Origin of the sequence: Cedecea sp. FDAARGOS_727, assembly GCF_012273235.1 — a bacterium.
Taxonomy (GTDB): Bacteria; Pseudomonadota; Gammaproteobacteria; order Enterobacterales; family Enterobacteriaceae; genus Cedecea; species Cedecea davisae.
Window position 1 is genome coordinate 94,943 of record NZ_CP050966.1, and the last position, 22,052, is coordinate 116,994.

Annotated in this window: 23 protein-coding genes; 5 read left to right on the top strand and 18 right to left on the bottom strand. The window is 55.5% G+C overall.

All coding sequences use genetic code 11. The features are described 5' to 3' along the window. Window positions 1-4: 4 nt before the first annotated feature. The 9 genes from pabC to yceD form a co-directional block, all read right to left on the bottom strand. A complete protein-coding gene (gene pabC, locus FOC35_RS00510) occupies window positions 5-805 on the bottom strand; it encodes an aminodeoxychorismate lyase (RefSeq protein ID WP_172567832.1) in 801 nt (266 codons plus the stop codon). A gap of 111 nt (window positions 806-916) precedes the next feature. Continuing rightward, window positions 917-2,158: a beta-ketoacyl-ACP synthase II gene (gene fabF / locus FOC35_RS00515; protein WP_039898088.1), complete on the bottom strand. Its 1,242-nt coding sequence runs from the start codon at window positions 2,156-2,158 to the stop codon at window positions 917-919. An 85-nt stretch (window positions 2,159-2,243) separates the two neighbouring features. After that, window positions 2,244-2,480: an acyl carrier protein gene (gene acpP / locus FOC35_RS00520; protein WP_016535861.1), complete on the bottom strand. Its 237-nt coding sequence runs from the start codon at window positions 2,478-2,480 to the stop codon at window positions 2,244-2,246. A 154-nt stretch (window positions 2,481-2,634) separates the two neighbouring features. Next, a complete protein-coding gene (fabG, locus tag FOC35_RS00525) occupies window positions 2,635-3,369 on the bottom strand; it encodes a 3-oxoacyl-ACP reductase FabG (protein ID WP_016535860.1) in 735 nt (244 codons plus the stop codon). Window positions 3,370-3,382: 13 nt separating this feature from the next. Then, a complete protein-coding gene (gene fabD / locus FOC35_RS00530; RefSeq protein WP_172567833.1) occupies window positions 3,383-4,312 on the bottom strand; it encodes an ACP S-malonyltransferase in 930 nt (309 codons plus the stop codon). Between the two features lie 17 nt (window positions 4,313-4,329). Then, a complete protein-coding gene (locus FOC35_RS00535) occupies window positions 4,330-5,283 on the bottom strand; it encodes a beta-ketoacyl-ACP synthase III (RefSeq protein ID WP_016535858.1) in 954 nt (317 codons plus the stop codon). After that, window positions 5,284-6,324, bottom strand: coding sequence for a phosphate acyltransferase PlsX (gene plsX, locus FOC35_RS00540; protein ID WP_172567834.1), 1,041 nt, complete (start codon window positions 6,322-6,324; stop codon window positions 5,284-5,286). It lies immediately after the preceding gene. Window positions 6,325-6,336: 12 nt separating this feature from the next. Next, a complete protein-coding gene (rpmF, locus tag FOC35_RS00545) occupies window positions 6,337-6,507 on the bottom strand; it encodes a 50S ribosomal protein L32 (RefSeq protein WP_016535856.1) in 171 nt (56 codons plus the stop codon). A 16-nt stretch (window positions 6,508-6,523) separates the two neighbouring features. Beyond that, window positions 6,524-7,045 (bottom strand): 23S rRNA accumulation protein YceD, encoded by a 522-nt coding sequence (gene yceD / locus FOC35_RS00550; protein WP_016535855.1) that lies wholly within the window; start codon window positions 7,043-7,045, stop codon window positions 6,524-6,526. Between the two features lie 142 nt (window positions 7,046-7,187). Here yceD and FOC35_RS00555 point away from each other — a divergent pair, with 142 nt between their 5' ends. Continuing rightward, window positions 7,188-7,772 carry a nucleoside triphosphate pyrophosphatase gene (locus FOC35_RS00555; protein ID WP_172567835.1) on the top strand — a complete coding sequence of 195 codons (585 nt, stop codon included), beginning with the start codon at window positions 7,188-7,190 and terminating at the stop codon, window positions 7,770-7,772. A gap of 34 nt (window positions 7,773-7,806) precedes the next feature. Here FOC35_RS00555 and rluC read toward each other — a convergent pair whose 3' ends face one another. Further along, window positions 7,807-8,760, bottom strand: coding sequence for a 23S rRNA pseudouridine(955/2504/2580) synthase RluC (rluC, locus tag FOC35_RS00560; RefSeq protein ID WP_172567836.1), 954 nt, complete (start codon window positions 8,758-8,760; stop codon window positions 7,807-7,809). Between the two features lie 571 nt (window positions 8,761-9,331). Between rluC and rne the strand changes: the two genes are divergently transcribed. From rne to FOC35_RS00580, 4 genes are all read left to right on the top strand, one after another. Further along, complete coding sequence (gene rne / locus FOC35_RS00565; RefSeq protein ID WP_172567837.1) at window positions 9,332-12,556, top strand: ribonuclease E; 3,225 nt, start codon at window positions 9,332-9,334, stop codon at window positions 12,554-12,556. Between the two features lie 179 nt (window positions 12,557-12,735). Then, a complete protein-coding gene (locus FOC35_RS00570) occupies window positions 12,736-13,062 on the top strand; it encodes a DUF1971 domain-containing protein (RefSeq protein ID WP_016535850.1) in 327 nt (108 codons plus the stop codon). Window positions 13,063-13,076: 14 nt separating this feature from the next. After that, window positions 13,077-13,430, top strand: coding sequence for a DUF1971 domain-containing protein (locus tag FOC35_RS00575; protein ID WP_172567838.1), 354 nt, complete (start codon window positions 13,077-13,079; stop codon window positions 13,428-13,430). A gap of 2 nt (window positions 13,431-13,432) precedes the next feature. Further along, complete coding sequence (locus FOC35_RS00580; protein ID WP_016535848.1) at window positions 13,433-13,615, top strand: DUF1869 domain-containing protein; 183 nt, start codon at window positions 13,433-13,435, stop codon at window positions 13,613-13,615. 93 nt (window positions 13,616-13,708) lie between these two features. On the opposite strand, the gene flgL is transcribed toward FOC35_RS00580, so the two are convergent. The 8 genes from flgL to flgE form a co-directional block, all read right to left on the bottom strand. Next, window positions 13,709-14,677: a flagellar hook-associated protein FlgL gene (gene flgL / locus FOC35_RS00585; RefSeq protein WP_172567839.1), complete on the bottom strand. Its 969-nt coding sequence runs from the start codon at window positions 14,675-14,677 to the stop codon at window positions 13,709-13,711. Window positions 14,678-14,691: 14 nt separating this feature from the next. Then, window positions 14,692-16,350 (bottom strand): flagellar hook-associated protein FlgK, encoded by a 1,659-nt coding sequence (gene flgK, locus FOC35_RS00590; RefSeq protein ID WP_172567840.1) that lies wholly within the window; start codon window positions 16,348-16,350, stop codon window positions 14,692-14,694. 75 nt (window positions 16,351-16,425) lie between these two features. Further along, complete coding sequence (gene flgJ, locus FOC35_RS00595; RefSeq protein ID WP_016535845.1) at window positions 16,426-17,370, bottom strand: flagellar assembly peptidoglycan hydrolase FlgJ; 945 nt, start codon at window positions 17,368-17,370, stop codon at window positions 16,426-16,428. After that, window positions 17,370-18,467, bottom strand: coding sequence for a flagellar basal body P-ring protein FlgI (locus tag FOC35_RS00600; protein ID WP_016535844.1), 1,098 nt, complete (start codon window positions 18,465-18,467; stop codon window positions 17,370-17,372). The genes flgJ and FOC35_RS00600 overlap by 1 nt, the downstream gene beginning before the upstream one ends. Window positions 18,468-18,479: 12 nt before the next feature. After that, window positions 18,480-19,175 (bottom strand): flagellar basal body L-ring protein FlgH, encoded by a 696-nt coding sequence (locus FOC35_RS00605; RefSeq protein WP_115586290.1) that lies wholly within the window; start codon window positions 19,173-19,175, stop codon window positions 18,480-18,482. 55 nt (window positions 19,176-19,230) lie between these two features. After that, window positions 19,231-20,013 carry a flagellar basal-body rod protein FlgG gene (flgG, locus tag FOC35_RS00610; protein WP_016535842.1) on the bottom strand — a complete coding sequence of 261 codons (783 nt, stop codon included), beginning with the start codon at window positions 20,011-20,013 and terminating at the stop codon, window positions 19,231-19,233. Between the two features lie 29 nt (window positions 20,014-20,042). Continuing rightward, on the bottom strand, window positions 20,043-20,798 hold the full coding sequence (locus FOC35_RS00615) for a flagellar basal body rod protein FlgF (RefSeq protein WP_016535841.1): 756 nt from the start codon (window positions 20,796-20,798) through the stop codon (window positions 20,043-20,045). 20 nt (window positions 20,799-20,818) lie between these two features. Further along, window positions 20,819-22,030, bottom strand: a complete 1,212-nt coding sequence (gene flgE, locus FOC35_RS00620) for a flagellar hook protein FlgE (RefSeq protein ID WP_172567841.1) — start codon at window positions 22,028-22,030, stop codon at window positions 20,819-20,821. Between the last annotated feature and the right edge of the window lie 22 nt (window positions 22,031-22,052).

The window sequence follows — 22,052 nt, forward strand, 5'->3', positions numbered from 1 at the left end:
TCGGCTACTCACAAAGTGGGGCTAAAAAATGATAAAGCTCGCGTGATGTATAGTGCCAGGCTTCGGCCTGGTTCACCGGAATAACCGGCATCAACGCATTACAAATAATAATTTCATCCGCATCGGCCAGGGTTTCCGGCGCTTCAATAACTTGCTGAAGTTGCCAGGGTGAACCCTCGAGCAGCGAAATAATGCGCTGCCGCATCGTGCCGTTGACGCCCGCCCTGTCGATACGCGGCGTGTAGACATTGCTGCCTTTACGCCAGAATAAATTAGCCGCACAGCATTCCACCAGGCTCCCTTCGCTGTCAAGAACCAGGGCTTCCTGGGCGTCCGTCTGTTCAAGATGCGTGCGGATTAATACCTGCTCAAGGCGATTAAGGTGCTTAATACCGGCAAGCGTCGGGTTCAGCCCCAGCCGCACGGGGCTAAGCGCAAGGGTGACACCCTGCTCGCGCCAGGCAATGTAAAAATCAGGATAAGGCGAAACGGAAAGTATACGCGTTGGCTGGGTACAATTTGCCGCACTGTAGCCGCGCCCACCCGCGCCGCGAGAGATAATGACTTTAAGAACCGCTTTCTTCTCGGCCGCGGCCAGCTGTTTCATCTCATCCGCAAGCAGCTGCCAGTCCAGCGGACCAATCATCAACGTCTCGCAGCCCTGCCGCAGTCTACGCAGATGATCTTCCAGAAAACGAACGCCGCCGTCGGTAATGCAGGCCGTGGTAAAGCAGCCGTCGCCAAACTGAACCGCCCGGTCGTTTACCGGCAGCGTGTCCTGCCATTGACCATTGATAAGGTACATAGGGATTCCTCGGGATGCGGATGATTAAGGTTGCCAGAGGGATGAGCGTGCGACAAGAGGGGAATTCTGAACAACAAAATGGCCCGCAAGCGGGCCATTTTTAAGCGACGGTCAGACCTTTTTGAAGATCAGAGAACCGTTGGTGCCACCAAAACCGAAGGAGTTACACAGCGTGTATTCCATACCGCTAACCTGACGAGCTTCGTGTGGAACAAAGTCCAGGTCGCAGCCTTCATCCGGGTTATCGAGGTTGATGGTTGGCGGTACCGCCTGGTCGCGCAGAGCAAGGATAGAGTAAATTGACTCTACCGCGCCCGCCGCGCCCAACAGGTGGCCGGTCATCGATTTGGTGGAGCTGACCAGCACGCGGCCGGCATCTGCACCAAAGATAGACTTAACCGCCTGAGTTTCGGCTTTGTCGCCAGCAGGTGTTGAGGTTCCGTGGGCGTTGACGTAGCCAACCTGCCCTGCGGAGATCCCGGCATCACGCAGCGCGTTTTCCATCGCCAGCGCGGCACCTGCACCGTTTTCCGGCGGAGAAGTCATATGGTAGGCATCGCTGCTCATACCAAAACCGACCACTTCCGCATAAATTTTCGCGCCGCGTTTCTTCGCGTGCTCATACTCTTCCAGCACGATAACGCCTGCGCCGTCGCCGAGTACGAAACCGTCACGATCTTTATCCCACGGGCGGCTTGCCGCTTGCGGGTTATCGTTACGGGTAGACAGTGCGCGAGCTGCACCGAAGCCACCAACGCCCAGCGGGCTACTGGCTTTTTCAGCGCCACCGGCCAACATCGCATCAGCATCACCGTAGGCGATAATGCGAGCAGCATGACCAATGTTATGCACACCGGAGGTACAAGCGGTGGCAATGGAAATACTCGGACCACGCAGCCCCAGCATAATGGTCAGGTGACCTGCCACCATGTTGACGATGGTTGAGGGTACGAAGAACGGGCTGATCTTACGAGGGCCACCGTTAACTAACGACGCGTGGTTTTCTTCAATAAGAGTCAGGCCACCAATACCAGAGCCGATAGCAGCGCCGATACGAGTCGCATTTTCTTCCGTTACTTCCAGACCAGAATCCTGCATGGCCTGAACGCCAGCAACAATTCCATATTGAATGAATTCATCCATCTTGCGCTGATCTTTGCGCGAGATAATGTCTTCACAGTTAAAATCCTTTACTAAGCCAGCAAATTTCGTTGCATAGGCGCTAGTATCGAAATGGTCGATCAGGCTGATGCCACTCTGACCGGCAAGGAGAGCTTTCCAGGTAGACTCTACGGTATTGCCGACAGGAGACAACATGCCCAGTCCGGTCACAACTACACGACGCTTAGACACGTTTGTCCTCCAGGGAGGGAAAATATACTAGTGGGACAATTCAGATAAAACTCAGGCGGTCGAATGACCGCCTGGAGATGTTCACTTACGCCTGGTGACCGTTGATGTAATCAATGGCAGCCTGAACGGTAGTAATTTTCTCAGCTTCTTCGTCCGGAATCTCAGTATCAAACTCTTCTTCCAGAGCCATTACCAGCTCAACGGTGTCAAGAGAATCAGCGCCCAGGTCCTCAACGAAGGAAGCGGAGTTGGTAACTTCTTCCTGCTTAACGCCCAGTTGTTCGCCAATGATTTTCTTAACGCGTTCTTCGATAGTGCTCATACTCTTAAATTTCCTATCAAAACTCGCTTTCGCGATGGTTTTCGTAGTGTATAAAATGTTGAAAAAGATGCAACCAAATCCCGGCAGGTCTTACCACGATTTTACGCTATTTTGCGGGCATTCGCCCAAATAACGCAAATATTTTTCACCGTGATTAAACCATGTACATTCCGCCGTTGACGTGCAGGGTCTCACCAGAGATGTACCCGGCTTCGTCAGAGGCTAAGAATGCTACAGCACTGGCAATTTCTTTTGCGTCGCCTAAGCGACCCGCAGGAACCTGTGCCAGAATACCCGCACGCTGTTCATCAGAGAGCGCACGCGTCATGTCCGTTTCAATAAAGCCCGGAGCAACAACGTTTACAGTAATACCACGCGACGCAACTTCGCGCGCCAGTGATTTACTGAAGCCAATCAAACCAGCCTTCGCCGCAGCGTAGTTAGCCTGACCAGCATTTCCCATGGTACCAACCACAGAACCGATAGTGATAATACGCCCATGACGCTTTTTCATCATAGCTCGCATTACCGCTTTTGACAGACGGAAAACAGATGACAGGTTGGTTTCGATAATATCGTTCCACTCGTCATCTTTCATGCGCATCAGCAAGTTATCACGAGTGATCCCGGCATTGTTGACCAGAATGTCCACTTCGCCAAACTCTGCACGAATGCTGCCGAGCACCGAGTCGATAGAAGCCGAGTCGGTCACGTTGAGCATGAAACCTTTACCGTTCGCGCCCAGATAGTCACTGATAGCCTGCGCGCCGCTTTCGCTGGTCGCAGTACCGATAACTTTTGCGCCGCGAGCCACTAAGGTCTCAGCGATAGCGCGGCCGATACCGCGGCTTGCGCCGGTTACCAGCGCAATTTTTCCTTCAAAACTCATGGTCTTCCTCGTTTTATTGTTCAAGCGCCGCTGACAGCGTAGCCGGCTCGTTAATCGCCGTCGCCGTCATGGTGTCAACAATGCGCTTAGTCAGGCCGGTCAGCACTTTACCCGGACCGACTTCCAGCAGCTGAGATACGCCCTGCGCCGCCATAAATTCTACTGACTTCGTCCACTGCACCGGGCTGTAGAGCTGGCGAACCAGCGCGCTACGGATAGCTTCCGGCGAAGTTTCACATTTTACATCGACGTTGTTTACTACCGGAACTGTCGGTGCATTAAACGTAATCTCTTCCAGCGCAACCGCCAGTTTGTCAGCAGCAGGCTTCATCAGCGCGCAGTGAGACGGCACGCTAACCGGCAGCGGCAGAGCACGTTTCGCGCCCGCGGCTTTACAGGCAGCACCCGCACGCTCTACGGCTTCTTTGTTACCGGCAATCACAACCTGACCAGGCGAGTTAAAGTTCACCGGAGAAACAACCTGCCCCTGCGCCGCTTCTTCACACGCTTTCGCGATGGAGGCGTCGTCAAGACCGATAATGGCGGACATAGCGCCGGTGCCTTCAGGCACGGCATCCTGCATCAGTTTACCGCGCAGTTCGACCAGGCGAACGGCATCGGCGAAATTAATCACACCGGCACACACCAGCGCGGAGTATTCACCCAGGCTATGGCCCGCCAGCAGAACAGGGCTTTTACCACCCTGCTGCTGCCACAGACGCCATAAGGCAACTGAAGCGGTCAGCAGCGCAGGCTGAGTCTGCCAGGTTTTGTTCAGCTCTTCGGCCGGGCCCTGCTGAGCCAACGCCCACAGGTCATAGCCCAGCGCGTCGGAAGCTTCGCGGAAAGTAGCTTCAATCACCGGATTAGCGGCGGCAAGTTCAGCCAGCATGCCAACAGACTGGGAGCCTTGTCCCGGGAAAACAAAAGCGAATTGCGTCATGTTGAAAATTCCTTTAATCAAAAACGAACCAGAGCTGAACCCCAGGTAAAGCCGCCGCCGAACGCCTCAAGCAGTACCAGTTGGCCACGCTTGATACGACCGTCACGCACTGCTTCATCCAGCGCGGCCGGAACCGACGCGGCAGAGGTATTGCCGTGTCTGTCCAGGGTAACCACCACGTTATCCATCGGCATACCGAGCTTTTTCGCGGTTGCGCTGATGATACGCAGGTTAGCCTGGTGCGGCACCAGCCAGTCGAGGGCTGAGCGATCGAGATTGTTCGCTTCCAGGGTTTCGTCAACAATGTGAGCCAGTTCGGTCACCGCGACTTTAAAGACTTCATTACCGGCCATCGTCAGGTGAATTGAATTCTCAGGATTCACGCGATCGGCATTCGGCAGAGTCAGCAGCTCACCATAACTCCCGTCCGCATGCAGATGGGTAGAGATGATGCCCTGCTCTTCGGACGCGCCCAGTACCACAGCACCGGCCCCGTCACCAAAAATAATAATTGTGCCGCGATCGGTCGGATCGCAGGTGCGCGCCAGCACGTCAGCGCCGATCACCAGAGCATTTTTTACCGCGCCAGATTTAACATACTGATCGGCAACGCTCAGCGCGTAGGTAAAGCCCGCGCAGGCGGCGGCTACGTCAAATGCCGGGCAGCCTTTAATGCCCAGCATCGCCTGAATCTGGCAGGCCGCGCTCGGGAAAGCATGCGTTGACGAAGTCGTGGCAACGACGATTAAGCCGATGTCATTTTTATCAATGCCGGCCATTTCCAGCGCACGGGTAGCGGCTGCGTAACCCATGGTTGACACGGTTTCATCAGGCCCGGCGATATGGCGCTCACGGATACCGGTACGGGTGACGATCCACTCGTCAGAGGTATCCACCATTTTTTCAAGGTCAGCGTTAGTACGCACTTGTTCAGGCAGGTAGCTGCCGGTACCAATAATCTTCGTATGCATTTACGCTCTATCACTCTTGGGTAATACAGATTCCAGGCGGGCAGCAATTCTGGTGGGAACTTGCCGCCGCACCGCCTGCACTGCCTGTTCAATCGCGACAGCAAACGCTCGCTGATTGGCCGCACCGTGGCTCTTAATCACCGTGCCGCGCAATCCTAACAGACAGGCGCCATTGTACTGGTCGGGGTTGAGGTGACTGAATCGCCTTATCAGGCGTTTTTGTAGCCATTTCTTCAATATTATCAGCCACCACGACCTTTTTTTTCCTTCACCCTGCGATTTCAGCAGCGAAAGGAACATCCTGACAACACCTTCCATCGTCTTGAGTGTGACATTGCCGACAAAGCCGTCACAAACCAGAACATCGGTTTTACCGGTCAACAGTTCGTTGGCCTCAAGGTATCCAATATAGTTCATCGAAGGCATTGTTTTTAGTAATGCTGAGGCATCGCGGATACTGTCCAGCCCCTTGGTCTCTTCCTCGCCGATATTCAGCAGCGCCACGCGCGGCCGACTTACGCCGAGCACTTCTTCGGCCATTACGGAACCCATAATGGCAAACTGGACCAGCATCGTGCTGTCGCAGTCTACGTTGGCGCCGAGATCGAGCACCACCGTTTTGCCCTTCTGCTGATGCGGCAATACCGTCACCAGCGCCGGACGCTCAATGCCCTCAATCGGCTTGAGCAATAATTTAGCCAGCCCCATCAACGCGCCGGTGTTTCCGGCGCTGACGCAGGCCTCTGCACGCCCCTCTTTTACCAGCTCAAGCGCAATACGCATTGACGACCCACGGCTGGCGCGGATCGCCTGAGACGGTCTGGCATCACTGGCAATAACCGATTCCGCAGGGATAATCTGCAGACGTGAGCGTTGCTCGAAATCAGCTTTGGCAAGTAATGGCGTGATTGCGTCGGGATTGCCGACTAAAAGAAGGTTTAGCGAAGAGTCAGAGTCCAGTGCCTGCAAAGCTGCAGGCACTGTCACGGAAGGACCGAAGTCCCCACCCATGGCATCTAACGCTAGGGTTAGACGTCTCAAGGTTGCGCCAGATTACTTAGCGATAACCTTACGGCCGCGGTAGAAACCGTCGGCAGTGATGTGGTGACGCAGATGAGTTTCGCCAGAAACTTTGTCCACGGACAGGGTGGTGGTGGTCAGCGCGTCATGGGAACGACGCATGCCACGTTTGGAACGGGTTGGTTTATTCTGTTGTACGGCCATGGACCTTACTCCTCAATTACTTACGCTTTAAACTGGCTAATACGGCAAATGGGTTTGGTTTCTCCGCCTCTTCAGGCAGTTTGCCAAAGACCATGTCCGCCTCGGACACTTCACAGTGTTCAGAATCATGCACCGGAACTACAGGCAAGGAGAGGATAACTTCATCTTCTACCAGCGCCCGCAGATCGATTTCACCGAATTCGTTAACCTCAATCGGCTCATACGCTTCCGGGAGTGCCTCAGCCTGTTCGTCGGAGCGAACCGGACTGAAACAATATGTTGTGTGAACATGACGCACAAACGGTTTCCCGCAACGCTGGCATTCGAGCGTTACCGTCACCTTTGCATCACCGGTTATTACCGCGAGGCGCTGGTTATCGATAGCGAATCTCATGGAGCATTCTACATCACTGTCCACACTGACTACAGATGCGGCAATACGCTCAACCTGATCGGAAGCATACACTCCCTCATAATCAAGGCGTTTTTGAGCCGTACGAACCGGATCAAGAGTCAGGGGTAATTTTACCTTTTGCATAGGGCGCGCATATTAACTTTGTAACGTCATAGAGTCAAAGAAAAAGGCCTGGGAACAGCGCCTTTTGCCATTTATTCGCACACATTGCGGCGACACAGTTTAAAATGCCTTTATCCAATTCGCTATCTTTAATGATAAAAATATGAAACCGATTGTTCTCGCGTCCACTTCCCCGTTCCGCCGCAGCCTGCTGGAGAAACTGGGCCTGCCTTTTATTGCCGCCGCTCCGCAGGTCGATGAAACGCCACGCCCGGGCGAAGATGCACGGCAGTTGGTCACACGCCTGGCACAGGCCAAAGCCCAGGCATTAAAAGAACATTACCCTGAGCATCTTATTATCGGCTCCGATCAGGTTTGTGTACTGAATAATCAAATTGCCGGAAAACCGCACACCGAAGAGAATGCCGTTCAGCAATTATTGCAGGCGCGCGGCACTATTGTGACCTTTTATACCGGGCTGGCGCTTTATAATTCGCAGAACGGTCAGTTGCAAACCCTGTGCGAACCCTTCGACGTCCATTTTCGCCATCTGAGTGAAGAAGAAATTCGCCGCTACGTGCAAAAAGAGCAGCCGCTGCAGTGCGCCGGGAGCTTTAAGAGCGAAGGGCTGGGTATTACGCTGTTTAACCGGCTTGAGGGAAAAGATCCGAATACTTTAATTGGCCTGCCGCTGATTAGCCTGTGCGAAATGCTGCGCAACGAAGGCTGTAACCCTCTGCTGGCTTAAACAAAAACGCTCCGCCGGGGCGGAGCGTTAAACTTTACTTAGCGTTGCGTAATACCGAGAGGCAGCGCTTAAGCTGGTCGTCCAGCGGCGCCTCAATGCGAATCACCTCGCCGGTGTTCGGATGGGTAAACTTCAGCGCGGCGGCGTGCAGGAATAGACGGTTAAGGCCGGTTCCCGCCAGCTGTTTATCAAACTCACGGTCGCCGTAGCGATCGTCAAAGGCAATAGGATGCCCGGCGTGCAGCGTGTGGACGCGGATCTGATGGGTACGGCCGGTAATCGGGCTACAGCGCATCAGGGTCGCGAACTCATAGCGCTCTTCTACTTTAAAGCGCGTTTCTGAAGGTTTCCCCTCGCTGTTCACCCGCACAATGCGCTCGCCGCTTTGCAGAATATTTTTCAGCAGCGGAGCCTGCACGGCTTTAACGTGGGACTGCCACTGCCCGCGAACCAGCGCCAGATAGTCTTTCTGCATCCCCTTCTCACGCAATTGCTCATGCAAAGAGCGCAGCGCAGAGCGTTTTTTGGCGACCAGCAGAACGCCGGATGTATCGCGGTCAAGGCGGTGCACCAGCTCGAGGAAGCGGGCTTCCGGGCGCAGGGCGCGCAGCCCTTCAATAACGCCAAAGCTCAGGCCGCTGCCGCCGTGTACTGCGGTGCCGGACGGTTTGTTGAGCACGAGAATATGGTCATCTTCGTAAAGGATGGCATCGGTCAGCGCCGCCACTTTTTGCAGATGCGGGGAAACGGCCTCTTCTTCACGCTCGGCCACGCGCACCGGCGGGATACGCACTTCGTCACCGGCTTCAAGTTTGTACTCGGGCTTGATGCGTTTTTTGTTTACCCGCACCTCACCTTTACGCACGATGCGATAAATCATACTTTTTGGCACGCCTTTCAGGCGGGCGAGCAAAAAGTTATCGATACGTTGCCCGGCCTCATCGGCGGAAATAGCAACGATTTTTACTGAAGGAGTCTCTGTTTTCATGGTCGGCGATTCTAAATAGCCCACGCGCGTAGCGCCACTCATTTTTATGTGCTTAACTGACAATCTGTCCTGTTTTAAACCGTTTGCGCCAGCGTTTGCCTCGTCAGCCGTACCAGAGTCAAAACGTGGGTTAAAAAACTGTAAGAAACAGGGCACTAATAGCAAAAGTCATCTTGCTATAACAAGCGTAGCAGTGGAATAATGTTGCCGTTTTCCGTGTTGAAACTTGTTAGAACAAGAAAATTTGCGGAAAGACCAATTTTGCCTGAACGTTCATCCACGCAGCAATGGCGTAAGACGTATTGTACTTTCAGGCAGTTAGCGGGCTGCGGGTTGCAGCCTGACCGGTAAAATGGAATCAACTTTTAAGAAATATTCTGAGGTTATTCCCACGATAATTGCGCTGTGTTCCCGTATGAAATACAGGCAACCGACACTTTGCGCCTCTCAGCCAGCGACAACCGTGAGGTTGGCGACTACGCGTTTAGTCACGAGGCCATCGGTTCACTCCCGGTTAGCGTTACCATGTCCGCAGCTCTGTCGCCAATGTAAGAATAATGAGTAAGTTACGATGAAAAGAATGCTAATCAACGCAACTCAGCAAGAAGAGTTGCGTGTCGCCCTTGTAGATGGGCAGCGTCTGTACGATCTGGATATCGAAAGCCCTGGACACGAACAGAAAAAAGCGAACATCTATAAAGGCAAAATCACCCGTATTGAACCAAGTCTGGAAGCGGCGTTTGTTGATTACGGCGCAGAAAGACACGGTTTCCTTCCTCTGAAAGAAATCGCTCGCGAATACTTCCCGTCCAACTATTCCTCTCATGGCCGTCCGAATATTAAAGACGTGCTGCGTGAAGGCCAGGAAGTTATTGTTCAGATTGATAAAGAAGAGCGCGGCAATAAAGGCGCGGCATTAACCACCTTTATCAGCCTCGCGGGTAGCTACCTGGTTCTGATGCCAAACAACCCTCGTGCCGGCGGTATTTCACGGCGTATCGAAGGTGACGACCGTACCGAATTAAAAGAAGCCCTCTCCTCGCTGGAACTGCCGGACGGCATGGGTCTTATCGTGCGTACCGCCGGCGTGGGTAAATCCGCCGAAGCGCTGCAGTGGGACCTGAGCTTCCGCCTGAAGCACTGGGAAGCTATCAAGAAAGCGGCAGAAAACCGCCCTGCTCCGTTCCTGATCCACCAGGAAAGCAACGTTATTGTTCGCGCCTTCCGCGACTATCTGCGCCAGGACATCGGCGAAATCCTGATCGATAACCCGAAAGTCCTCGAACTGGCCCGCCAGCACATCGCCGCGCTGGGTCGTCCGGATTTCAGCAGCAAAATTAAGCTCTACACCGGTGAAATCCCGCTGTTCAGCCACTATCAGATTGAGTCGCAGATTGAGTCCGCCTTCCAGCGTGAAGTCCGTCTGCCGTCCGGCGGGTCGATTGTTATCGACTCTACCGAAGCGCTGACCGCCATCGACATCAACTCCGCGCGAGCAACCCGCGGCGGCGATATCGAAGAAACTGCGTTCAATACCAACCTTGAAGCAGCCGATGAAATTGCTCGCCAGCTGCGCCTGCGCGACCTCGGTGGCCTGATCGTTATCGACTTCATCGACATGACGCCGGTTCGCCACCAGCGTGCGGTTGAAAACCGCCTGCGTGAAGCCGTTCGCCAGGACAGAGCGCGTATCCAGATAAGCCATATCTCTCGTTTTGGCCTGCTGGAAATGTCGCGTCAGCGCCTTAGCCCGTCGCTGGGCGAGTCCAGCCACCACGTCTGCCCGCGCTGTAGCGGTACCGGCACCGTTCGCGATAACGAATCTCTGTCGCTCTCCATCCTGCGTCTGATTGAAGAAGAAGCGCTGAAGGAGAACACCAAAGAAGTTCACGCCATCGTGCCCGTGCCGATTGCCTCTTACCTGCTGAACGAAAAACGTGATGCGGTAAGCGCGATTGAAAAACGCCAGGGTGGCGTGAAAGCCATCATCGTGCCAAACGACCAGATGGAAACTCCGCACTATTCCGTACTGCGCGTGCGCAAAGGCGAAGAGACTCATACCCTCAGCTACATGCTGCCTAAGCTGCATGAAGAAGAGATGGCGATGCCGTCCGAAGAAGAGTTCGCCGAGCGTAAACGCCCTGAACAGCCTGCTCTGGCAACCTTCGTGATGCCAGAAGTTCCGCCGGTGCCGGAAGAATCCGCTGCGGCTAAACCAGCCGCTGCCGTGAAGGCCGCACCAGCCGCTCAGCCGAAAGCCAATGCTGAAGCTCAGCCAGGCCTGGTTAGCCGCTTCTTCTCCGCGCTGAAAAAACTGTTTGCCGGTGATGAAACCGCAGCCCCGGTAAAAGAAGTTAAAGAAGAAGAGAAAACCGCAGCGACCGATGCCCAGCGTCAGGATCGCCGCAACAACCGTCGCCAGAATAACAACCGCCGTGACCGCGGCGAGCGTAATGAGCGTAATGAGCGTGGCGACCGTAACAACCGCGATCGCGATAACCGTGAAGGCCGTGATAACCGCAACAGCGAAGGGCGTGAAGCTCGCGAGCCGCGTGAAGGCCGTGATGATAACCGCCGTAACCGCCGTAACGGACAGCAGCAGAATGCGGAAACCCGTGAAGTTCGCCAGAACGTAAGCGCGGTGGAAGAAACCGAGAAGCAGCCGAAGTCCCGTGACGAACAGCAGCCACGCCGCGAACGCAACCGCCGCCGTTCTGACGATAAGCGTCAGGCACAGCAGGAAGTGAAAGAGTTGCAGCGCGACGTTGCCGTCGAGCCTGAAGCCGAGCAGGAAGAACGTACCCAGGTGATGCAGCGTCGCAAACCGCGCCAGTTGACCCAGAAAGTACGCTTTGAATCCGAAGTCGCTCCGGCAGCGGAAGAAGCTAAGGTTCAAGAGGCGAGCACCGAACTGGCAACTATCCCGCTTCCGGCCGTGGTTGACGCTCCAGTTTCTGCCGAACAGCAGGATGACAGCGCGGATAATCGTGAAACTGCCGGCATGCCGCGCCGTTCACGCCGTTCCCCTCGTCACCTGCGCGTGAGCGGCCAGCGCCGTCGCCGCTACCGTGACGAGCGCTACCCGGCAGTGTCTCCAATGCCGCTGGCAAGCGCCTGTGCCTCTCCTGAGCTGGCTTCCGGCAAAGTGTTTATCACTTATCCGATTGCCCGCCCGCAGGACCAGGTCGCTCAGGATGAAGTCTTCCAGGCTCATGAAGACGCTCCGTACACTCCGGTAGCCGAAGCGGCAGCTCCGGTGGCTGAAGTTCAGGTTGTAGAACCTGTTAAAGCTGAAGAAGTCGTGGTTGAAAGCGCACCGGTTGAAACCTCTCACCCGGAAGTGATTGAAGCCCCGGTAACCGAACAGCCACAGCTGATTGCTGCCGAAGACGAAACCGTAGTCGAAGAGATTGTTGAGCAGGCTGAACCCGTACAGGAAGAAGCTGAGCCTGTAGTCTCTCAGGCGGCGGAAGTTGCTGAACCAGCCCCGGCGGCCGTTCAGGAAGCCGTAGTTGAGCCCGTTGTTGAAGCTCCGACCGCGGTAGTTGAAGAAGCCAAACCGACTGTAGAAGCTGCACCGGCTAAGCCTGTCGTGAAGGCTGAACCTGCTGTTGCTGCTGTCGTGGCGTCTTCTCCAATGACCCGCGCGCCGGCTCCGGACTATACGCCTGAAGCGCCACGCCAGAGCGACTGGGTTCGCCCTGACTTCGAGTTCAGCGGTAAAGGTTCTGCCGGCGGCCACAGCGCCAGCCACCAGGCAACCGCCCCGGCTACTCGCCCGCAAAGCGCCGAGTAACCCTCAAGCGTAATGCCAAAAGCCGGTCAAATGACCGGCTTTTTTATTGCCTGTAGTGGGCTAATTAAAAGGGAGTAATCTTCTACCCATTAAAGATGCATTTAAAATGCACTTTATGTCAAACCCGCTTTCCGCCCGCGTGATTTAATACCTGCAGCACAAGATGAGGAGAAAATCTCATGCTGCGAATTCCACCAAACTGCATCCATACCCGCTCCTCCCCCTTCTGGGACAAAGACACCGCGCCCGCCGGGCTGTTTCAGCGCCATCTCGATAAAGGCACCCGCCAGGGCGTCTACCCTCGCCTCAGCGTGATGCGCGGGCAAGTTCGCTACCTGGGCTTCGCCGATGAACACGCTCCCGAGCCGGAAACGGAACTGATTATTAACGCCGGGCATTTCGGCGTGTTTCCACCGGAAAAGTGGCATCACATCGAGCTGATGACCGACGATGCGCTGTTTAACATCGATTTCTTCGTGTCCCCGGATGTACTCCGGTCTATGTAGTCAGAGGAATGAATATGAACATTATCCCGCAAAGCTATCTTCACACCCGCTCCACGCCATTCTGGACTAAAGACACCGCCCCTCAGGCGCTGTTCACCCACCACAACACAAAAGCTGGCGTCTCTGGCAGGCTCTCGGTGATGAAAGGCGCGGTGAAATATTTCGGTTTCCCGGACGCAGAAGCTACGCAGCCGGATATGGAAATCGTCATTGAGGCAGGAACCTTCGGCATTTCCCCGCCGCAGAAATGGCATCGCATTGAACTGTTAACCGAAGACACTTATTTCAATATCGACTTTTTCGCCGCGCCGGATGCGGCCCTGGAAGGCGCAGGCCTGGGTAAAGTCGTCAATACTCATAAGGGCTAATCATGGGCAAGGCAACTTATACCGTCACCGTGACCAACAACAGCAACGGCGTTTCCGTAGATTACGAGACAGAAGCGCCGATGACGCTGCTGATACCGGACGTTGCCGCCGAGGTCGTAAAGGATCTGGTGAATACCGTACGCGCCTACGATACGGAAAATGAGCACGACGTCTGCGGCTGGTAACCGGCCTTCAAGATAAAAAAAAAGCCCGCTCCGGGGTGCGGAAGCGGGCAGAGAAGGCGCACCCAGTTTCATGGCGCGCCCAAATCGTAAAACTTATCGGCTATTTAGCTGGAACAGAGACATGCCCTGCATATCGCTAAAGGTTTTATAAGCTGCCTGTAAGGCGGCCTGCTGCTGAACATAGTTAGAAACGGTGGAAGTCCAGTCCGCCCCTACCAGCTGGCTCATCTGGTCAGTCTGCCCCAGCGCACGTTCATTGCCTAAATCGTCAAGCTTGCTTAACTCGTTAAGCTGAGTACCCAGCTCCGCACGCACGGTAGAGACGTTGCTTAGTGCGTTACCCAGGCCACGGTTGGTTTTGGCTACCACATCATCAAGCGTTTTTTTCCCTGCAGCATCCAGCCCTGCCGCAGGCGTTTTCAATGCCTTAATAGCGGAGTCCAGCATATTAAACAGGTTGGTTTCACTCGGTGACCCGTCCGGCTCAGGAGTGGCGTTGCTGGAAATACGGTTAAAGACTTCATCACCGGTATGCCCAATAGTCATATTACGTGCGCTATCAACCTGCTGAGTAATCGGGATCGTTCCGCCTTTATAGGTCACGCTTCCGGCGGCTCCGGTGAAAGGCTCCGCTTCGGTTTTATAACCGGCGAAAATAAAGCGACCGTTGCCGTCGGTACTGTTGGCAAGGTTCATCAGCTGATTACGAATACCTTCAAGGTCGGTCGCCAGAGACGCACGGTCGTCATCGCTTAACGTGCCGCTGTTACCGGCATTAACGATCCTTTCCTGGGCGCTCACAATTGAAGTCGTCGCCTGTTGCAGCACGCTCTCTTCAAGAGACACTTTCTGGTTGGCGAAAGTACGCGCCAGCTTGAACTGATCGTTCTGCGCCTGAGCCTGGGAGAGCACTACCGCCTGAGAGGCGGCAATAGGGTCGTCAGACGGCTTGTTGACGCGTAGCCCGCTGCTCATCTGTTCGCCGTAACCTAACCATAAACTCTGCGCGTCGCTGACGCCGCGCATGTTCTGGTCATACATCATTTGGGTACTGATACGCATTGCTTTAGCCCCCGTTAGCGAATATTAAGCAGCGCATCGAACAGCGATGACGCAGTCTGTAAGACCTGAGCATTAGCCAGGTAATATTGCTGATAACGCTGCAGGTTGCCGTACTCTTCGTCGAGGTTAACCCCGGAGATAGACTGCTGCTGCTTGGTCAGCTGCGTAACCACGTTATTCTGGGTGGTGCTGGTCACCTTCAGGCTGGCGGTTTTGTTACCCACGTCGCTCACCAGAGTAGCGTAAGCATCGTTAAAGGTTTTATTGCCATCTATCTGCTTCTTGTTTTGCAGATCGAGCATCGCCTGCGCATTGCGGTTGTCGCTCTTACCGGAAGTCGGGTCGCCTGCCAGCGCCAGTTTCGCTTCGTCTTTAATCGCCAGCGTCATGCCGCCGACCACATTAGCTACGGGCTTCACGATAAAGCTATCGTTGGCGGCAGGCGTGCCGGAAACGCCGACTTTCAGGCCATCAAAGTTCAGGCTAACGCTGCCGTCTGGTGCGGTAGCTGAGCCCGGGTTAATCGTTGCGTTATCGGACAGGCGGGTAACCTGCCACGCGTTATTCACGAACTCAATTTTGTAATCGCTGGCCTGCACTTTGGTGCTGTCGGCAAACGTTGGGGTCAGCTGGGCGGAACCGGTATTTTTGCTGTTGCTCAGTACGGCAGGGCCGCCGATGGTGAACAGGTCGGTGCCTTTGTCGCCGTTGGCATCATAGCCCTGAGTGTGCTGAGCGTTGAACGCGCTGGCAAAAGCCTGAGCCATCTGTCCGAGGCGGTTACGTGCGCTGTCCAGGTCCTGGCTACGGAAGGCGATAACTCCGCCCAGAGAGCCGGACGTGATCCGTGCTTCCGGAATTTCCATATTGCCTGCAACCGGGTCAACAAAAGCAACCGTGGTGCGGGAAGGATCGGCGCTGGAATTTACCGCTGCAAGCTGATTCGCCGTGGTGCCCTGAACAATGCTCAGGCCGTTGGCGATAGTAATATTGTAAGTGCCGCTGTCCTGGACGCTGACTTCCACGCCAACAACCTGGTTGAGCTGGCTCACCAGCTGATCGCGCTGATCCAACAGGTCGTTTGGTGCCGTACCGCCGCCAACGCCTTTAAGACGAGAGATCTGGTCGTTCAGGTTAGCAATCTGTTTAGCGTAGGTGTTTATCTGGTCTACGCTGCTGCTGATGGCGAGGTTAACCTGTTTGTCCTGATCGCGCAGGTACTGGTCGGTGACTTTGAACTGGTTTACCAGACCATCTGCTTTGCCCAAAACCGCCTGACGAGCCGCAGGATCCTGGGCGTTACTGGTCAGCGTTTGCAGGCTGGAGAAGAAGTCCTGCATGGTTTTAGACAGCGAGTTGGTGGTGCCGGACAGAATATTGTCAATTTTAGACATCTGCTGGTACTGGGTCGCCAGGCCGCTATTCTGCGTTTGCGCCGCGCGCAGCTGGTTGGTGATGAACGAATCATATTCGCGCTGCACGCCGCTGACATACACGCCATTACCTACATAGGTATTATTGTTAACCAGGGTGCTGCTGCTTTGCCCGAGGATGGTGGTCTGACGGGTATAGCCGTTAACATTATAGTTAGAAATGTTGTTACTCACGGTGCTTAACGCCGCCTGGGCAGCATTCAGGCCACTCATGGCGCTGTTAATCAGGCTACTGGACATGAAGGTTCCTTAATAGCGTGTGGTCAAAGGTTCTGCTGATGATTATCGGCAGCAGGCGGCCAGACTTGAGTCTAATCAGAACAAATTTGACAAATCAGTGTTGTAGGCTTTTGAAACTTTGTCGCTCATGGATTTCAGTTGCTGGATCATTCCGGTCAGCTTGCGCGCATAGTTCGGGTCTGTGGCATAACCGGCGTTTTGCAGCGCCTGTGCGCCCTGCTCTGCCGATACCGCATTCGCAACTGCGGCATAGCGTGGGTTCTTACTCAGCAGGCCAACATAGTCCGAAAGTGCTTCAAGATAAGAGCTGTAAACGCGGAATTTGGCTTTCACCTTTTTCGCTTCGCCATTTTCAAACTCGGTCGTGGTAATTTCGGTGGTCGGCCCTTTCCAGCCCGATGTTGCTTTAACCCCAAACAGGTTAAAGCTCGGCTCGCCTTTCTCGGTGCGGATCTGGCGCTGGCCCCAGCCGGACTCCAGCGCGGCCTGCGCCAGAATCAGGTGATGCGGAATGCCGCTCGCCTCACTTGCCAGGCGCGCCGGAAGCGAGAGCTGGGCGAGGAAGTCTTTGCTGTCGCCGCTCATCGGCTCTTCATTAGACGGCGCACGCGGCACCGCCTGACGAACGAGCTGCGTCAGGGTCTGATTTTGATAGCTGGTTATCGTCTGCGGGTCGAGCTTTAACGGCACCTGTCCGGCCATTTCCGAAGGTTCCGCCTGCTCACCGGCCATCTGCTTAACCATTGCATCGGCCAGCCCCAGCCCTTTAGCACTGAGCTGCTGGGCTATTTGCTGGTCGTACATGCTGGTATACATGCGCGTGGACTCGCTGCTGAAAATACCGTCTTTCGGCAGCGCCTCGCGCATGCTTTTCAACATCATCTGAACAAACATCCCCTCCACCTGGTGGGCAACTTCTTTCAGGTTGCCGCTCGGATCTTTCCCTGCCTTCGCTTTTAAATCATTAAGCGAGTTGGCGTCAAAAGCCGCATTAGCAAGTGAACGGGTATCGTTAAGCATCAGATGATTTCCAGTTTCGCACGCAGGCAGCCCGCGCTTTGCATGGATTGCAGAATCGACATCAGATCGATTGGCGTTGCGCCCAGCGCGTTCAGCGCTCTCACTACGTTGTTCAGATTTGCGCTGGAATTCACGCGCTGTACCGCCCCGCCGCTCTGGCGAAGATCGATTTGCGTTTGCGGCGTCACCACGGTCTGGCCGCCGCCAAACGGCGTATTCGGCTGGCTGACCTGGTTCTGGCGATTAACCGTTACCGACAGGTTGCCCTGAGCCACGGCGCAGTTGTCCAGCGTCACTTCACGGTTCATCACCACCGACCCGGTACGGGAGTTAATCACCACGCGAGCATCCTGAACCGGCATATTCACTTCCAGGTTCTGGATATCCGCCAGGAGGCGCACCTGCGAGCTACCGCCGCTTGGCACGCGGATCTGAATGGTGCGTCCGTCCAGCGCGGTTGCGCTGCCGAAGCCGCGGGAACGGTTAATGGTGTCGGTAATTTGCTGAGCCAGGCTGAAGTCATCGTCATTGAGCTGCAGGTTCAGGGTATTGCCGTTACCGAAGGTTCCGGCCAGCTCGCGCTCAACAACCGCCCCGCCGGTAATACGTCCGCCGTTAAGCTGGTTGACCTGCACGCTGCTGCCGCCCGCGGCCGCGCCTGCCCCGCCCACCAGCACGTTGCCCTGTGCCAGGGCATAAACCTGGTTATCCACCCCTTTAAGCGGGGTCATCAGCAGCGTACCGCCGCGCAGGCTTTTGGCGTTACCCATAGAGGAAACGACAACATCAATATTTTGCCCCGCGCGCGCAAATGCCGGATATTTAGCGGTAACCATTACCGCCGCTACGTTCTTCAGCTGCATGTTGGTGCCGGTTGGCACGGTAATACCCAGCTGGGAGAGCATGTTGTTAAGGCTCTGGGTGGTAAACGGCGTCTGCGTTGTCTGGTCGCCCGTGCCGTCAAGTCCCACCACCAGGCCGTAGCCAATCAGGGAGTTTTCACGTACGCCCTGAACGGTAGTCAGGTCGCGGATGCGGTCTGCAGAGGCGTATGTTGCCGCCAGCAGGACGACCATTCCGAGTAAATATTTAATCATGCTACCCCTCGCTTACATCGGCGATACGTTAAGGAAGAAGCGCTGCAGCCAGCCCATATTCTGCGCTTCATTAATATAGCCGTTACCGACATACTCAATTCGGGCATCCGCCACCTGGGTGGAGGCAACCGTGTTGCTGCCGCTGATGGTGCGCGGGTTCACTACGCCTGAGAAGCGTATAAATTCTGTTCCCTGATTGATGGCTATTTGTTTCTCGCCCACCACATGCAGGTTGCCGTTGGTCAGCACCTGGTCGACGGTTACCGTCAGGGTGCCGCTAAAGGTGTTGCTGGCGTTGGCGCCGCCTTTACCGTTAAAGCCGTTGCTGCCGGAGGCATTCAGATCGGCTTTTCCATTGCCCAACAGCCCGGCGGCGAAGGTCGGCACGGTATCAAAGCCAAGCGCCGATTTACCGTCGCGGCTGGCATTCGCAGAGGAACTTTTACTGGCGCTAACGTTTTCCTGAAGCTGGATGGTCAGGGTGTCGCCGATATTACGCGGACGGCGGTCTTCAAACAGCGGCTGATAACCGTAGTTCATCGGCTGTGCTGTCTGGAAAATGGACCCATTGATCGCAGGAGCAGGACCGGGCACCGGCTGGGCGGTGGTAGCACCTTCAACCAGCGGCTTACTTGGTACAAGGGCGCAGCCGCTTACGGCAAGCACCAGACTCAGAACAACAGGACGGAGCACCATTGGGTTTTGCATTGCTTTCATCTTCAGGTCACGGCAGCCGACGCGCGTATGCGCGCCGGCAAACGCCTTACATTTGCGTCAGTTTTTGCAGCATCTGGTCGGTCGTGGAGACCGCCTTGCTGTTAATTTCGTAAGCGCGCTGAACCTGGATCATATTCACCAGTTCTTCAGCAACGTTCACGTTTGAGGTCTCAACGTAACCCTGATACAGCAGGCCGGCACCGTTCAACCCCGGAGTGGTGTCGTTTGGCGCGCCGGATGCCTGGGTTTCGGTGTAGAGGTTTTCACCAATACTTTCCAGACCGGTATCGTTCATAAAGGTGGTCAGGTTCAGCTGGCCAACCTGTACCGGGGCAGTTTGCCCCTGCAGGGTTGCGCTCACCACGCCGTCGCGCCCGATGGTAATGCTAAGGGCGTTGGCCGGAACAGTTATCGCAGGCTGAACCTGGAAACCGCCCGCCGTCACCAGCTGGCCGTTCTGGTCAGTCTGGAAGGAGCCGTCGCGGGTGTAGGCCGACGTACCGTCCGGCAGCAGCACCTGGAAGAAACCTTCGCCTTTAATTGCCACGTCTTTGCTGTTGTCGGTCTTGGACAGGTTGCCCTGGCTGTGCAGACGTTCAGTCGCGACCGGACGAACGCCGGTACCAATCTGCAGGCCCGACGGCAGCGTAGTCTGTTCAGAAGACTGCGCGCCAGGCTGGCGGATGGTTTGATAAAGCAAATCTTCAAACACGGCGCGTTGACGCTTGAAACCGTTAGTGGAGACGTTTGCCAGGTTGTTGGCAATCACATCCATATTGGTTTGCTGTGCATCAAGACCCGTTTTGGCGATCCATAAAGAACTGATCATGTTTGAATCCTGTTGTTAGTAAGCGGCCGTCAGGACATTTGCAGCAGCGTGTTGGCGCGCTGTTCGTTTTCGTCAACGCCGGCAATCACTTTCATCTGCATTTCAAAGCGGCGGGCGTTGGCAATCATATCCGCCATCGCTTCCGCCGGTTTAACGTTACTGCCTTCGAGCACGCCGGACATCACCTTGATGGTAGGGTCAGCCTGCAATACCGCGCCGCGAGTGGCCTGCGCGGCTGGGTTAAGGCGGAACAAACCGTCATCGCCGCGCACCACTTCCCGCTGCGTCGCTTTCACCAGCTTAAGCTGGCCAATCGGCGCAATAGTATTTGGCGCGTCGCCCGGGTTCAGCGCGGAGATGGTGCCGTCCGCGGCGATAGTCACCTGAGCACCTTCCGGCACGGCAATCGGGCCGCCGTCGCCAATAACCGGACGGCCACCGATGGTCAACTGACCGGCGGGGCTGACCTGGATATTACCGTTGCGGGTATAAGCTTCTGTGCCATCCTGAGTCTGCACCGCCAGCCAGCCATCCTGCTGTAAAGCAACGTCCGTAGGGCGCGAGGTGTAATCCATTTGACCCGGCGTCATATCCGCCCCAGGCGTAGAGGCGATGACGAGGGTACGGGTTGGCAGAGAAAGCCCTTCAACCGGCACGGCACGCAGGGCATTAAGCTGCGCCCGGAAGCCGGGAGTAGAAGCGTTCGCCAGGTTGCTTGCCGTCACGGCCTGTTGGTTCAGGGTTTGACTGGCCGCGCCCATGGCGGTGTAGATTGCGTGATCCATTAAACCGTCCCGTCAGGCGCTTAGCGCAGGTTAACCAGGGTGTTGAGGATCTGATCCTGGGTTTTGATAGTCTGCGCATTCGACTGATAGTTACGCTGCGCGACGATCATGTTCACCAGTTCTTTACTCAGATCGACGTTTGAAGACTCCAACGCACCGCTGGTCAGGGTGCCGAAGTTACCGGTGCCCGCGGTGCCCAGCAGCGCAACGCCGGAAGAGTTAGTTGCCGCCCAGACGTTATCACCCTGCGGCGTCAGGCCTTCCGGGTTAGCGAAGTTTGCCAGCGCGATTTGCCCTAACAGCTGGTTCTGCTCGTTAGAGTAGTTACCCACGATGGTGCCATCGTTGTTGATGCTGTAAGAGATAAGCTCGCCAGGTTTATAACCGTTCTGGGTAGTGCCAACGATAGTGGTCGCGCCGGTGTTCTGCTGCATCGAGTTTTTGAAGTCGATGCTGAAGGTGGCCGGAGTCGCCCCGTTGATGGTGCCGGTCACGATACCGTTAGCTACGCCGCCAGAAGTCAGGTTACCGTTATTGTCGAATACCATGGTGGTTGCGAGCGCTGGCGTGCCGCCAGCTACGCTGCTGTCTACGGTGTAGACTTTCCAGGTGTTCGGGTTCGCGCTGTCTTTTACGAAGTAGGCGTTCATGTTGTGAGCGTTACCCTGGCTGTCATACACGGTCAGCGGGCCGCTTTTGTTAAAGCTGTCCTGGTTAGCCGGGTTAAATGCTACGGTTGGCGCTTTGTCGGTAGAGTTCAGGTTAACCTGCATGGTGGCCGTGGTGGTGATTTTGGCCGGCATCAGGGTATTAGGAACGGACAAAGCAACCGGGCTCGCACCCTGCTGAATAGTCGGCGGGCTGCCTACTGCCGGGTAGCCGGTCAGGCTCAGGCCCTGCATGTTCACCAGGTTACGGCTTGGGTCGAGCGTAAACTGACCGTTACGGCTGTAAAGCACGGAGCCTGCGCTATCGACCATGCGGAAGAAGCCGTTCTGGTTGATAGCAACGTCCAGGCCGCGGCCGGTGTTGGTTGGCGTGCCGCTGTTAAAGTTCTGAGTCACACCCACAACTTTAACGCCCAGCCCCACTTTGGAACCTGCAAACATATCGGCAAAAGAAGCGGTGCCGGATTTAAAACCGTAGGTGGCGGAGTTGGCAATGTTGTTACCAATCACATCCAGGTTGGTGGCCGCAGCATTCAGGCCGCTGACCGCTTGAGAAAACGCCATGTCTTACTCCTGCTAAGGTTGT